Source organism: Streptomyces sp. NBC_00775 (assembly GCF_036347135.1).
GTDB classification, from domain to species: domain Bacteria; phylum Actinomycetota; class Actinomycetes; order Streptomycetales; family Streptomycetaceae; genus Streptomyces; species Streptomyces lutosisoli.
The window spans coordinates 10,527,817-10,541,563 of record NZ_CP108938.1 but is presented as its reverse complement, the minus strand read 5'-3'; the positions used below and the strand labels follow the sequence as shown (position 1 = coordinate 10,541,563).

The following is a 13,747-nucleotide window of genomic DNA, read 5'->3' as shown; positions in this document are numbered from 1 at the left end:
AGTCCCCGCCAGCATCATCAGATCGGGGCTCCTCAAATCACAGCCCCTACGAGCGGGGGCCTGGCTGTAGCTGTTTGACCAGGTGGAAGACCTCCCGGGCCGCATAGCGCTTGAGGCAACGGACGATTTCGCGCCGGGTCTTGCCCTCCTTGATCCGACGCTCGTAATAGTCCTGGGTGCGCGGGTCGACCCGCAGGCGGGTGAACACGATGCGATGGAGCGCGGCATTGGCCTGCCGGTCGCCACCACGGTTGAGGCGACGGAACTGCCGGCGTCCCGAGGAACGCTCGACAGGGCTCACCCCGCACAAGGCAGCGAAGGACGCCTCGCTGTCCAGCCGTTCCGGGTTGTCCCCCACCGTGATCAGCAACGTGACCGCCGTGTCCGGACCGATCCCCACCACCTCGAGAAGCTGCGGGGCATGCCGTTCCACAAGCCGGGTCAGACGAGCCTCGACCTCCCGGATCTCCTCGGAGAGCTGGCCGATCCGGTGAGCCAGCAGGCCCAGCGTGATCCGGGTGGCCTGCAGCACCGACTCCTCGCCGACCTCCTTGCGACTGCTCACGTCAGCGAACCGCGCACAGGTACGGAAGAGTTCGGCATTGCCCAGTCCGGCCAGTTCTTCCCGCAAGGCGGGATCGGCAGTGATGAGGACGGCCTTGAGCTGATTGATGGCCTGCGTGCGGGCCTTGACGGCCGACGCCTTCGTGAGTTTGTACATTCTCGCGATCTGCACCGGCCCGTCGCCCGCTTTGGCCCGGGCGCGGGCCCGCCCGCTCAATACGGCTCGCGCCGCGTTCTGGGCATCGAGCGGATCCGATTTGCCGCGCCGACGGCGATCCGCCCGGTCCATCCGATTCACGTCAAACACGTCGCCCTGGGCCAGCAGATAGCGCGACAAGGACGCCCCGTAGGAGCCGGTCCCCTCCACCCCGGCCCGCTGCACGGCTCCCAACTTCCTGGCCCACTTCAGCAGATCCCGGTACCCCGCCGCGGTGGCCGAGAACTCGTCAGTGGCAAGCACTGTCCCCATCAACGAGAGCACCGCAGCCACATGAGCATCCCGGTGCGTGTCCACACCCAAAACCACCTCCCCCGCAGGGCGACGACGACGGGTCTTCGGAGTAGGCGACGTACTGGACATGGTCGAACTGGACATGCCCGTTCCCCCTTCCGGTGCGATGACGTGTCGCGTTGCCGGTACCGGGCCGCGTCGGGCGGTCAGAATCGTGAGGACGCCACAACGTTCGGCAGGCCCCTATCGGGACACACCCCGCCAGCCCGGCACCGACAACGCACCATCCCCGGCCAACGGCCGACACTGTGATACCGGGACCCTTTGGTCAGTCATGTCATGAGTCAGACCCCAGACCCGGGACAGCACCCGCCCATCCTCCCGCCCTCATCTCGATCCCGCTCAGGGGCCGCAGAACATGTTCAATCCCTCTCACGCAACACCCAGAGCTTGATCCCAGCCGACCACAACAACGCATAAAGGCAAGCGGCGCGTTCAGGGGGCGGGGTTGCTCGTCGGCAAGGGCACCGCCACCGACCAGCCCGGATGCGGCAGCCAACTCTGTTGTCAGAGGCAGGACTTACTCTCAAAGCATGACCCACAACGTGCTGCATCGCGGTCACGGGATAACTATCGACTTGAGTGCGTCAGACCTGGGTAACCCCGACCGCCCGGGGCTCCTGCAGGAGATTCACCGCAACTACAAGCCCAACCTTCTCTACTGCCTCGGGGCCCATCGACGGGGTGACGCGATCGGTGGGACCGAGGGCTCAGCGCCGGACTCCAGGTGGGCGCCGAGCCCTCGATCCTCACAATGGGCCGCGCCCTGCGCAGTCAGCGAGCCTGCTTCAGGCGAGCGAACTCCTGGGCGCGGACTGTCAGCCACGCGGCGCAGGAAGGCGACCGTGTCGTGTCCGTGGCCCCGGTCCGGGGCGCAGTCGACGGTCATGCCCGGCAAGTTTCCGGTCACCCGTGCGATCTCGTCGGCCGGGCTCCCCGTGAAGGCGAGGGCCTGGTTGAACTCGGCGACCTGACAGTCCCCTCCGGCCTCGATCATCTGCAAGTCGCGCCGCCCTGGCACCTCTTCGGGCCCGTCGAACCAGAGTCGACAGCCTTGTCTCCCCTAGCCGCCGGTGCCGGTGCTCATGACCTCTTTCAATGCGATGCCGCACCACGGGTGCGTGAGATGCTCGATGAGCACCTCCGGGTCCGTCCAGTGGGCGCGGGCAGTGTCAGGCGGAATCCGTAGGTGTCGGCGTGCTTGGTGAAGCCCGCCATGTCCAGCCAGTCGGCGGCCGTACGGAAGATCAGCAGCCGGCGCAGCAGCGCGCTGCCCAGCGGCGCCGCCGTGCGCCACGGAACCGGGCTTCTCCTGCTTGGCAGCGTGAAAACGGCGTACTCCGCGGATTCATCAGATGGTGTAGATCAGCCGCCGTTCGGCCGTCTCGCCGTTCTTCCCCGCTGATGATCGGAGAGCGGCCGTCGCCTTCCGGGGGAAACGGTGTCCGTGACCTGGGCATCCCCGGCCGCACGCACCATCCGACCAACAGAGACGAGTCATCGTGCATTTGACTCCGCATGAGCAGGAGCGCTTACTGATCCACGTGGCGGCCGACGTGGCAGGAAAGCGCCGCGACCGGGGGCTGCTTCTGAACTACCCCGAGACGATGGCCCTGCTATCCGTTCACGTCTTCGAGGCGGCGCGCGACGGTAAGACGGTCAGCGACATCATGGACTCGGGCCGGCGGGTGCTCACCCGTGACGACGTGATGGACGGCGTTCCGGAGATGATCAAGAACGTCCAGGTGGAGGCGACCTTCCCGGATGGCACCAAGCTGGTCACGATCCATGACCCCATCCCGGAGGCCACGGAGGAGCCCGAGGTCTACCCGGGCAAGGTCGAGCACCCCCAGTCGGCGCGCAGCCCGGAGTGCCCGGTCGCCTGCGACGACACCGACTCGTCCGCGTGTTGCGATGCGTGCGAGGACGCCGCGTCCTGGCACGAGGCGATCGCGTTCAACAAGCTCCTGCAGGGCGACAAGAAGACGATCAAGGTCAGGAACACGTCCGACCGTCCTATCCAGGTCGGCTCCCACTACCACTTCGCCGAGGTCAACCCCGGCCTCAAGGTGGTCGTGAACTCCTCCGGCGGGGGCATGACCTATGACGAGCTATGGACGTGCGCTGAGGCGAAGGGGCGACGGCTCAACATCGCCGCGGGCACGTCCGTGCGGTTCGAACCAGGAGACGAGTGCTGCGTTGAGCTGGTGAAGATCGAAGGCGACGCCAAGAGCGACACCAGCAAGATTCAGGGACTGCGCAAGGGAATCGTCCGATGAGCGGCCAGCCGGAGCAGACGGGCCGGCAGCGGCCGAGCAACTTGCTGAAGCGGGCGGACTACACCGCTCTGTACGGGCCCACCACCAAGGACCGTGTCCGCCTCGCCGACACCGATCTCACGATCGAGATCGAAGCCGACTGGAGCGGCGGACCGGAATACAGCGGCAATGAGATGATCTTCGGTGGCGGCAAGGTGATCCGCGAGTCGATGGGCATGTCCCACATCCCGAGGGACGGGGGCGGCAAGAAGGATCGCCGTCCCGTGGACACGGTCATCACGGGGGCGCTGATCGTCGACTGGTGGGGTGTGATCAAGGCCGACGTCGGCATCAGGGACGGCAAGGTTCATGCCATCGGCAAGGCGTACAACCCCGAGACGATGGACCCGATCTCGGACTTCGAGAAGCCCGCTCGTGAACAGGCGGGCGAGCAGCTGCCGGTGACGGCGACGAACTTCGTGGTCGGCCCGAGCACCGAGGTCATCTCCGGCAACGGCCGGATCCTCACCGCGGGCGGTGTGGACACCCACGTTCACTTCATCTGCCCCGAGGAGATCCACGAGGCCCTGGCCTCGGGCGTGACCACTCTCATCGGCGGCGGCACCGGCCCTGCCGAGGGCAGCACTGCGACCACCGTGACCCCGGGCGCGTGGCACATCACCCGCGTCTTCGAGGCCCTGGACGAATACCCGGTCAATATCGGTCTGCTCGGCAAGGGCAGCACGATGAACAAAAAGGCTCTGAACGAGCAGGTGGACGCCGGTGTCATCGGCTTCAAGATTCACGAAGACTGGGGCGCCACCCCTGCGGTGATCGACTTGGCGTTGAAGGTCTGCGAGGACCGAAAGGTCCAGCTCGCCCTGCACGCCGACTCGCTCAACGAGTCCGGTTTCCTGGAGGACACCAAGGCTGCCTTCAAGAAGCGTTCCATCCACATCTTCCATGTCGAGGGCGCCGGAGGGGGCCACGCCCCGGACATGATCGAGCTGGTCAAGGAGCCGAACGTCCTGCCCGCCTCGACCAACCCCACCCGGCCCTTCACGGTGAACACCGTCAAGGAGCACGTCGACATGATGGTCGTGTGCCACCACCTCAACCCGGACATTCCGGCGGACATGGCCTTCGCGGACTCCCGTATCCGCCCGTCCACCATGGCGGCGGAGGACCTCCTCCACGACATGGGCGCCATCTCGATGATGTCCTCCGATGCCCAGGCGATGGGACGCATCGGCGAGATGATCATGCGGACCTGGCAGACCGCGCACGTCATGAAGTGCCGCTATGGCCCGCTTCCCGAAGACCTGCAGAGCGCGAAAGTCCGCACGATCAAGGATGACGAAAAGGACCACTCCTACAATGAGGACAGGCTGAAGCCGAACGACAACTACCGGGCGCGCCGGTACGTCGCCAAGTACACGGTCAACCCGGCGATCACTCACGGCATCGACACATACGTCGGTTCCGTGGAGACCGAGAAGCTGGCAGACCTGGTGCTGTGGGAGCCGAAGTTCTTCGGCGTCAAGACGCACATGGTCCTCAAGGGCGGCCAGCTCGCCTACGCCCAGGTCGGCGACGCCAACGCCTCCATCACAACGCCGCAGCCCTACCTGCCGCGGCCGGTGTGGGGCTCCACCGGCCGCTCCCCAGGGAGCAACTCGGTGAACTTCGCCGCCCCCGGCGTGGCCGACAGGCTCAACACCCGTTTCGTCATCACCCAGGACAGCAGCAACAAGGTCACAGACGCAAAGACGCAGGGGCTCGGACTCAACAAGAAGTTCGTCGAGATCACGGACACCCGGGACGTCAAGAAAGACGACATGAAACTCAACGACACGTGGCGTCTCAGCCTCGAAGTCGACCACAACAGCTTCGAGGTCACCATCGGCGGCGCGACGACGAGCGACGCCCGCACCGAACTCAACGGTGCGACCGTACCGCGCTCCTACGTCACCGAAGTCCCCCTGGCACAGCGGTACTTCCTCTTCTGATCAGACACCTGCCCGGCCGCCGGCCCGCGGCCACGGCCGGGCCCCGGGGCGGGCTGATGCGCTCGCCTCGTCCACCGCATCACCATCCGACCCTGTGAAAGGCAGCCGCTCGCCCATGAGCCGCGCAGCCCTGCTCCTCCTGGCCGATGGCCGCTTCCCCGCCGGTGGGCACGCCCACTCCGGCGGCGTCGAGGCCGCCGTCGCCCACGGAGCCGTACACGACACCCACAGCCTGGAGGCGTTCTGCCGCGGGCGCCTGCACACCACCGGCCTGACGATGGCCGCCCTGGCCGCCGCGGCCGCCGGCGGATACGACCCGCTGTTGCTCGACAACGCCGCCGACGCGCGCACCCCCGCCCCCGCACTACGTGCCGTCGCCCGCAGACTCGGCCGGCAGATGATGCGCGCGGCCCGCGCCACCTTCCCGTCGACCGAACTCGAACACCTGGCCGCTGCCCGTCCCCAGGGCGCCCACCAGCCCATCGTCCTGGGCCTCGCCGCCCACGCCGCCGGGCTCGCCCCGCTGGACGCCGCCTATGCCGCCGCGTACGAGAACATCGGCGGCCCGGCCACCGCAGCGGTGCGCCTGCTGAGCCTCGACCCGCTCGACGCCTCGGGGCTGCTGGCCCGCCTCGGCCCCGAAACCGACGACGTCGCACAAGCCGCGGCCAGCGCCGCAACCCGCGCCATGACCGAGGGCCTCGACGCCCTGCCGTCGGCCTCCTCCCCCCTGCTGGACATCACCGGAGAGCAGCACGCCGCCTGGTCCGTCCGGCTCTTCGCCTCCTGACCAACACCCTGAACGCCAAGGGCCCCAAACGGAGTTGCCATGCACCTCGACCACTCTCTGCCTCACCAGCACGCCTCCAGCGCTTCGGCGACCCGGCCCGACGGCAGCCGCCGCGCTCTGCGCGTCGGACTGGGCGGCCCCGTCGGCTCCGGCAAGACCGCGACCGTCGCCGCGCTCTGCCGCACCCTGCGCGACCGCTGGTGCATCGCCGCCGTTACCAACGACATCTACACCCGAGAGGACGCCGAGTACCTGCTGCGCGAAGCCGTCCTGCCGCCCGAGCGCATCACCGCCGTCGAAACCGGCGCCTGCCCGCACACCGCGATCCGCGACGACATCTCCGCGAACCTGGAAGCCGTCGAGCACTTGGAAGCAACCCTCCACCCCCTCGACCTCGTGCTCGTCGAGTCCGGTGGTGACAACCTGACCGCCACCTTCTCCAAGGGCCTCGTCGACGTGCAGATCTTCGTCATCGACGTAGCCAGCGGCGACGACATCCCCCGCAAGGGCGGCCCCGGCATCACCACCGCCGACCTCCTCATCGTCAACAAGACCGACCTCGCCCCGCACGTCGGCGCCGACCTGGACACCATGGCCATCGACGCGAAACGACAGCGCGGCGATCTTCCCGTCGTCTTCACCAGCCTCACCTCCGACGACGGCATCGGCGAAGTCGCCGACTGGGTCACCGGCCACCTCACCAAGTGGCGTGCCGGGGCAGCCGTATGAGCCCCTCGTACCAACTCGCCGCAGCCCGAGCCACGTCCAGCCTCGGCAAACCTCCAGCCGGCGCCCAGGAGCCCGCCGGACACCCCGACGGCGTGCGAGCCACGGCCCGGATCCGCGCCGCGCACAACGGACGCGTCACCACCCTCCCGCAACTGCGCAGCGACGGCCCCTTCCACCTTCGACGCCTGCGCACCGACGGCAACGCCGCCACGGTGGGGATCATCAGCGCGATGAGCGCCCCGCTCGGTGGCGACCGGCTCACCCTCGACATCACCGCCGAGGACCGGGCAGAGCTGGAGGTCACCACGGCCGCCGCCACACTCGCCCTGCGCGGCCCCACCACCGACGCGGCCACCTACGACGTGCGCCTCACCGCCGGAGAACACGCGCATCTGCGCTGGCTACCACAGCCCCTGATCAGCGCCGTCGGCAGCAACCTGCGACAGACGTACACCGTCGAACTCGCCGCCACCTCACGGTTCGTACTGCGAGAAGAGCAACTCCTGGGCCGGGCCGACGAGGGACCAGGCCACCTCGTCAGCCGGATCCTGGTCCGCCGCGCCGGGCGCCCGCTACTCGACCAGCACACGGCGTACGGGGCCCCAGAACCCGGCTGGGACGGCCCGGCCGTCCTGAACGGGCACCGCGCCGTCGGCCAGCTCCTGGTCGTGGACCCGCGCCTCGACGTCCGACGAGACCCCGTGCTGCTCGGCGAAGGCGCCAAGGACGGGTGCGCCGTCCTCGCACCGCTGGCCGGTGGGCCCGCACTGCTCGCCACCGCCGTCGCGCCCACCACCTCAACGCTGCGGGAACTGCTCGACGAGGCGCACGCACACGCCCTCGCCCGCTAGCGCGGATGGGCCGCCGACCCGGCGTGCGACGGGCCCGCAGCGTCGGACCAGTCGCCACTGAGGTTTGAGATGAGCGGCTGCACCGGATCGTCGGTCACGGCGGCGGACGCGTGAACGCTGCTGGGTTGGATCGAGCCCGCCGAATCAGTCGAGGTCCACGCTTCGGCGCGTTGCTGGCGGAAGGGGGAGGTCGACGTGGCGCTGGTGTCTTCGATCGGGTGACAGGGCGGGGAATCGGCGTGGATGCGGTGGCGTGCCCGCGAGGCTCGGAGGATGCGTATCGCGGTGCTGGATGTGGACGGGACTCTGATTGCGGGCACGCTGGCCGGTCCGCTGCCGGCGATGCTTGCCGAGGTGGGGCTCGTTCCCCGGGACCGGCTGGCGCGGCTGCGCCGGGCGCAGGTGGCCTCGGATGCGGAGGATCCGCAGGCGGCGGCGCGGATGAACGAGTTGTTCGCCGCGATGCTGAGCGATGTGCCGTGCCGGGCAGTGTCCGCGGTGACGGCCCGGCTGTGGCAGCGGCAACGCAACCGGCTGTTCAACTTCACCAGGCCGCTGACCGCGGCGCTGAAGGAGGCCGGCTACGTGCCCCTGCTGATCTCGGGTGGCCCGCAGGAGATGGTGGCGTACCTTGCGTGTGAGCTGGGCGTGACCCTGTTCTGCGGCACGCGGTTCGAGGCGGCTGACGGGCTGTTCACCGGCCGGGTCGCCGCACCGGTCGCCGACGGCAAGGACAGGGCTGCACAGGCCCTGGCAGGCGCCGGGCGCATCGACTGGCCGGGGTCGCTGGCGGTGGGCAACTCCCTGGGCGACGTCTCGTCGCTGAGCCGGGTCGGCCGGCCCGTGGCGTTCGAGCCCTCCCCCGCTCTCAGGATGCTGGCCCGCCACCACTCATGGCCCGTGTGTGACCGCACCAGCCTGCTCACGTATCTGCGCGACCAGGCCGCCCTGCCCGTCTCCCCGCCAGCCCCGGCCCGCGACACGCGGTCGGCCCACCGCGCGGCGCCCCCGGCATCGGTGAGCAGCGCGACCCGGCGGCTGACCGAGCGGCTCCTCGCCCAGGTTGGCGGACAGGGAGCCGTCACGGGCGAGTGCAGCGGCCGGGTCACCGAGTCGGCCCTGATGCTGACCCTGCTGCGCCGTCAGAAGGCCCTGCCCGAGGTGCAGAGCAGGCTGCACGCCTACCTGTCGCGCAGCCGTGCGGCCGCAGACGCCTTCGATGCGGCGGTCATCGATGCCACCCTGGACGGCATTCCCGCAGGCGACCGGCACCGGCTCATCGAGCAGACCTTCGACGGTGCCGCCCAGCACTCCTCCGACCGCAAGAAGCTCGCTCTGGAGGCGATCCTCGCCGTCGTGGGACCCGAGCCCTTCCACGTCGACGCCCCGTCGCACGCGTTCGAGCACCACAACGAGGCCACCTGGACCCGCCTGCGGCAAATCGCCATCCACCACCTGCAGGTTCCCGACCCGGTTGCCCCGGAACTGACCGCGCGCCTGCTGCGGCTGACCGAACGCGGCCAGGACCGGGGAATCATCGAGGGCAACGTGTTCGCTCACCTGTTCGCCCTACTGTCGCTGCAGCGGACGGTGCCCGGCCACCGGGTCATCCACGACGGCATCATCGCGCTGGCCAAAGCCGTCCGCGACGACGGCGGCATGCCCTTCATCGCCAGCGAGGAGATCTTCTGCACCGCCACCGCCGGCCTCGCCCTGGCGCGCGCCGGCGCCGACCGGCAGGTGCTGCACACGATGGGCGACTACCTCGCATCGCAGCAGGCCGGCAATGGCGGCTGGGCCTACGCGCAGGACGTCGTACAGACCGACACGGACACCGCCACCCACGTCCTGTCCTTCCTGCGCGCCCTCGGCCCTGAGCGGTACCGGGCGAACCTCCACGCCGCCCGCCAGTTCCTGGCGGCGCACCTGGGCGAGGACGGCGGGATGCCCACCTATCTGCCCGGTCAGCCCTCCGAGCCGACCATGACCGCCAACACGATCACCGCCCTGCAGCCTTATCACTTCGTCCACGGCCCCCTGCTGGAGCGGGCAACCCGCTACCTCCTCAACGCGCAAAAACCCGACGGCACTTTCGAACGCAGCTGGAGCCTGAGCGAAGCCAACGCCATGCTCCGCGCCCTGAACGCCCTCACGCTCGCGCACCGCCACAACCCCTCAATGCATCACGGACGCCTGGGCCCGGCCATCGACTCCATCCACCAGCGCCTGCTCGTCACCGCCAACCCCGACGGCGGCTGGGGCCAGACCCCAGGGGAGGACAGCGACCCGATGAGCACCGCCTACACCCTCACCGCGCTCGCCCCCACCCACCGCACCCACCCCACCGCCCACAGCGGCCTGCACTACCTTCTGGGCGAACACAACCCCGACGGCGGATACACCTCACCCTCCGATCAAGCCGCCCCCCGCCCCCTGCGCTACACCATCCCCGTCCTCACCGACATCTTCGTCCTCCTCGCACTCACCCACTACGCGTGAAACAGCACCCGACCGGGCTCGAAGGGCAGGACACGGCTGCCGCACCAGGTGCTTCGGGGAGCCACCGGAACTCGTTGCTGAAGAGCGCAGGGGCCGCTCGTCGCCGAGTCGCCAGAGCTGGTTGTCCCAGCCCGAGCGGACCGGCCGAATCTCAAGGTCCGCCAAGTCAGGGGTGCTGGTCACCAACAAGATCACGGACAAAGCTCCTGCAGGTGCCGGCTCATTCCACGTGCTCCCCGAGTAGTGAGGGCGAGGGCCCGCGCAGATTCCCTCTGCGCGGGCCCTCGCTGTGTGGGCTTCATACAGGTGCTTTCCGCAGGCATGCGTTCAGGCAGACCGTGTGGTGAGGATCGCGGCGGCGCTGGCGGGCGGTCGGTGGCTATATGTCCCGTCGCGTCGAACACGGCGGTACCGCTGCCGGAGTTGTACGTCACCGACAGCCGGCTGCCGTCTGCGACCGGCGGCGGAGCCGAGGCGGAATCATCAGCCGCTCCACATCGCCCCTGATCGCAGCCATGCCTGGATGGAGGGAACTGCGTGTCGGCAGGAGCCGAGTCCGGACGCCGCCAGAAGGCCCTATCTCGTCGGCCCGTGGACTACCAACGCATGCCCAACTCGGTCAGTCTGCTGAGCCCTCGGAGTTGAGTCACTCAGGGCGGCGAACGCGGAAAGGAAGAAGCCCCCGTTGTTTGAGGTACTTGCCTCTCGGCCCGGAGGGCTGTTCCTTGCGGATCGACGACCCGGAACTGCGGGTCGCCGGGGCGAGACCGCGTAGCGCGCATCTCTATGGCAAGTTGGCCAGTTGTGCGGGCCCATCCCAGTGACGGTCGCTGACGAGCCATCAGGTCAATGTCTACCCCCAAGTGCCCCCGGCCTTGACCGTCCGGCGGATATCCGCGTGTTGACCAACTCAATCGCCTCCGTGGCACACGTTTGCCGGTCCCCCGGCCTGAGGGCTGCGCCTCCGCACGAGTCCAATAACAACCACTGCAGGCTCCGAGACTCGCAACACGGACAGCGCGCCCGTTGCGGGCTGGTCTCGCGGCGGAAGCGTCAGTGGTGTTCAGGTGAGGACGACTGGCTCGCCGCTCAGCGCCACACCTGCCTGACGTAGCTCACTGATCGCGGTGCTGGTGGTGTCGGCGGCAACGCCGGCGGTGTAGTCGAGCAGGACCCGTACGGCGAAGCCCGCTCGTACGCCGTCGAGCGCGGTGGCCTTGACACAGTGGTCGGTAGCGATGCCGACGACGTCGAGGTCACTGATGTGGCGGGAACGCAGCCAGTCGGCCAGCGACGTGCCGTCCTGGGCCGAGCCCTCGAAACCGCTCTTCGAGGCGGAGTATGCCCCCTTGTAGAACACCTCGTCCACGCCGCCAGAGGTGACGGCGGGCGCGAAGTCTGGATGGAATTCGCCTCCATCGCTGCCGACGACGCAGTGCTCGGGGAAAGAGCTCTGGAAGTCTGGGTGCTCGGAGAAGTGGGCCCCCGGGTCGATGTGGTGGTCACGGGTGGCGACGATGTGCGCGTAGCTTCCATCGGCACGCCTCACCAGGTCGGCGATGGCCACGGCCCTGCCTGCGCCGCCCTTCACCGGAATACTGCCGCCCTCGCAGAAGTCCTTCTGCACATCAACAACGATCAATGCACGGCGCACGGAGACCCTTTCCCTCGGGAGAACCCATTGCCGGTATGCTCGCTCCCTCCGTCGGTGGGCTGACGCAGCACTCGCCAGCACTCACCCGATAGGGACGCATTTGGTGAAAGCGTCCAGCTGCGGGTCGAGCACCTGGCCGAGAGACGAGCACCTGGCATAGCCCATGCGGTTGTCCGCCGTCCGGTGCATCGGGTCGATCGGCCGGCCTTGGAACCATGCGGTCGTCAGCCAGATGGTTCAAGGAAGTCGACCTCGACTGGGCCCGCAACCGCAGAGCTCCCTCTCTGTGGGGGCTGCGTAGAGCCGAGCCCGCACCCTTACGGGTGTGCTGGCTGGCCGGTGTCGGCGTACAAGGTCATGCGCAGAGGTCTGTACAAGATCACGTACAGAAGCCGGGTGCCACTCGATGGGGGCCGGCTGATAGCTGCCGAATTTCGGGCCGGGACGAGTTGTCCAGGGTGGGCGGAGCCCAGCGCGGAGCGCCGCCGTAGGCGCCCTTGACCACTCGGAGTGGCCCATAGACTTCCTCATCGGGCGACCCCACCACCCACTTCTTGCGGCTCAGTTGAGGCATCTGGATCTTTGTATTTGAGCCTGTACCGACCTGTGTACGTGAGCCAGTACCCCGACAGCCGGTATTGGCCGGGCGCGTGCGGCGCAGTGTGTCGTGCACGGGAGTGGAGTGGGTCAGGGGTGTGCGTCGGGCGCTGGTCGTCACACCCTGCCCCTCGTGCCGCTTGCACCCTGATGCTGGCGTGGACATGACCTGATCCCTGGAAGGGGTTCGAGTGGCTGACTCACCTCGTGACTGCGAGACGATTCTCGTGCAGGCCGCGACCTTGGTGCGGCCGTTGGTCCGGTCCCGGGTTCACGCACTGCCTCCTCAGGTCCGGCATGTCGCGGGGCTGCATTTCGGGTGGTGGACCGACGACGGCACGGTCCTGAACGCTCCGTCCGTCAGCAAGTGCGTCCGCCCGGCCCTTGCCCTGTTGGCGTGCCGGGCGGTGGGCGCAGACCCGTACGCCGCGCGGGCGGCGGCCGTGGCGGTGGAACTGGTCCACAATGCGAGCTTGCTCCACGACGACGTCATCGACCAGGATCCGCTACGCCGCGGCCGGCCCGCGCTCTGGGCTGCCAAGGGCGTTCCGGCGGCGATCCTCGCGGGCGACGCGCTGTTCTTTGCCGCCGTCCAGACCCTCGCCGAGGCGCCGGACGCGGGCCGGACGGTACCGGTGCTCCTGGCCGCCGTGCAGGCGCTGATCGAAGGCGAGTACCTCGACACCCTCATGGAAGCCGGCACCGACGTCAGTGAGGACCGGGCCGCGGCGGTCGCAGCCGGCAAGACCGGCGCGCTGCTGGCTTGCGCCTGCGAACTCGGCGCGATCGCGGGCGGCGCCACCGAAGAGCGTGCCCAGCTCCTTCACGCTTTCGGACGGCGTCTGGGTATCGCCTACCAGTGCGTCGACGACGTCCTCGGCATCTGGGGCGACGAGCCGGTGACGGGCAAGCCCGCCCTGTCCGACCTGCGCTCCCGCAAGGTCACCATCCCCGTCGCAGCCGCCATGGCCGGCCACACCCCACAGGCCCAGTCCCTGCGCGCCCTCTACCGCGCGAACGGGCCACTGGGCGAAACCGACCACGCGCGGGCCAGGGACCTGATCGAGCAGACCGGCGCACGGGAGGCCACGCTACGCCGCGCCCGCCGCCACACCACCGATGCCATGCACCTTTTGGACCAGGTGCAGCCGGAGCCGTTGGCGGCCGCCGAACTGGCGGCCCTCGCCGACCTGATCACCCGCCGCGACCGCTGACCCTTCTGGGGCAACGCTGTTCCCGAAGCCCACACCCGGTTCCTCACGCCGTTCGACCATCCGAAAAGGGA

Annotated in this window: 9 protein-coding genes and 1 pseudogene; 8 read left to right on the top strand and 2 right to left on the bottom strand. The window is 68.8% G+C overall.

The window, feature by feature from the left end:
- Positions 1-46: 46 nt before the first annotated feature.
- Complete coding sequence (locus OIC96_RS47075; RefSeq protein WP_443058598.1) at positions 47-1,144, bottom strand: IS110 family transposase; 1,098 nt, start codon at positions 1,142-1,144, stop codon at positions 47-49.
- A 1,433-nt stretch (positions 1,145-2,577) separates the two neighbouring features.
- Here OIC96_RS47075 and OIC96_RS47070 point away from each other — a divergent pair.
- The 7 genes and pseudogenes from OIC96_RS47070 to OIC96_RS47040 all read left to right on the top strand — a co-directional run.
- A pseudogene (locus tag OIC96_RS47070) lies at positions 2,578-2,874 on the top strand (urease subunit gamma); the annotation flags it as partial.
- A complete protein-coding gene (locus OIC96_RS47065; RefSeq protein WP_330462176.1) occupies positions 2,851-3,354 on the top strand; it encodes an urease subunit beta in 504 nt (167 codons plus the stop codon). The pseudogene OIC96_RS47070 and the gene OIC96_RS47065, both read left to right, overlap by 24 nt.
- On the top strand, positions 3,351-5,342 hold the full coding sequence (gene ureC / locus OIC96_RS47060) for an urease subunit alpha (protein ID WP_330301924.1): 1,992 nt from the start codon (positions 3,351-3,353) through the stop codon (positions 5,340-5,342). The genes OIC96_RS47065 and ureC overlap by 4 nt, the downstream gene beginning before the upstream one ends.
- A gap of 115 nt (positions 5,343-5,457) precedes the next feature.
- Positions 5,458-6,132 (top strand): urease accessory protein UreF, encoded by a 675-nt coding sequence (locus OIC96_RS47055; protein ID WP_330301925.1) that lies wholly within the window; start codon positions 5,458-5,460, stop codon positions 6,130-6,132.
- Between the two features lie 39 nt (positions 6,133-6,171).
- On the top strand, positions 6,172-6,861 hold the full coding sequence (ureG, locus tag OIC96_RS47050) for an urease accessory protein UreG (protein WP_330301926.1): 690 nt from the start codon (positions 6,172-6,174) through the stop codon (positions 6,859-6,861).
- The gene (locus OIC96_RS47045; RefSeq protein ID WP_330301927.1) at positions 6,858-7,712 is read left to right on the top strand and encodes an urease accessory protein UreD; all 855 of its coding nucleotides are present in this window, start codon (positions 6,858-6,860) and stop codon (positions 7,710-7,712) included. The genes ureG and OIC96_RS47045 overlap by 4 nt, the downstream gene beginning before the upstream one ends.
- Positions 7,713-7,985: 273 nt before the next feature.
- Positions 7,986-10,211, top strand: coding sequence for a haloacid dehalogenase-like hydrolase (locus OIC96_RS47040; protein ID WP_330301928.1), 2,226 nt, complete (start codon positions 7,986-7,988; stop codon positions 10,209-10,211).
- Between the two features lie 1,063 nt (positions 10,212-11,274).
- Here OIC96_RS47040 and OIC96_RS47035 read toward each other — a convergent pair.
- The gene (locus OIC96_RS47035; protein ID WP_330301929.1) at positions 11,275-11,865 is read right to left on the bottom strand and encodes an isochorismatase family protein; all 591 of its coding nucleotides are present in this window, start codon (positions 11,863-11,865) and stop codon (positions 11,275-11,277) included.
- A gap of 788 nt (positions 11,866-12,653) precedes the next feature.
- Here OIC96_RS47035 and OIC96_RS47030 point away from each other — a divergent pair.
- On the top strand, positions 12,654-13,676 hold the full coding sequence (locus tag OIC96_RS47030; protein WP_330301930.1) for a polyprenyl synthetase family protein: 1,023 nt from the start codon (positions 12,654-12,656) through the stop codon (positions 13,674-13,676).
- Positions 13,677-13,747 lie beyond the last annotated feature (71 nt).

Excerpts from the sequence above, each read along its gene's own strand:
- OIC96_RS47055 (WP_330301925.1), top strand. The coding sequence starts at position 5,458 with ATGAGCCGCGCAGCCCTGCTCCTCCTGGCCGATGGCCGCTTCCCCGCC.
- OIC96_RS47075 (WP_443058598.1), bottom strand. The coding sequence starts at position 1,144 with ATGTCCAGTACGTCGCCTACTCCGAAGACCCGTCGTCGTCGCCCTGCG.
- OIC96_RS47045 (WP_330301927.1), top strand. The coding sequence starts at position 6,858 with ATGAGCCCCTCGTACCAACTCGCCGCAGCCCGAGCCACGTCCAGCCTC.
- OIC96_RS47040 (WP_330301928.1), top strand. The coding sequence starts at position 7,986 with ATGCGTATCGCGGTGCTGGATGTGGACGGGACTCTGATTGCGGGCACG.
- ureC (WP_330301924.1), top strand. The coding sequence starts at position 3,351 with ATGAGCGGCCAGCCGGAGCAGACGGGCCGGCAGCGGCCGAGCAACTTG.
- ureG (WP_330301926.1), top strand. The coding sequence starts at position 6,172 with ATGCACCTCGACCACTCTCTGCCTCACCAGCACGCCTCCAGCGCTTCG.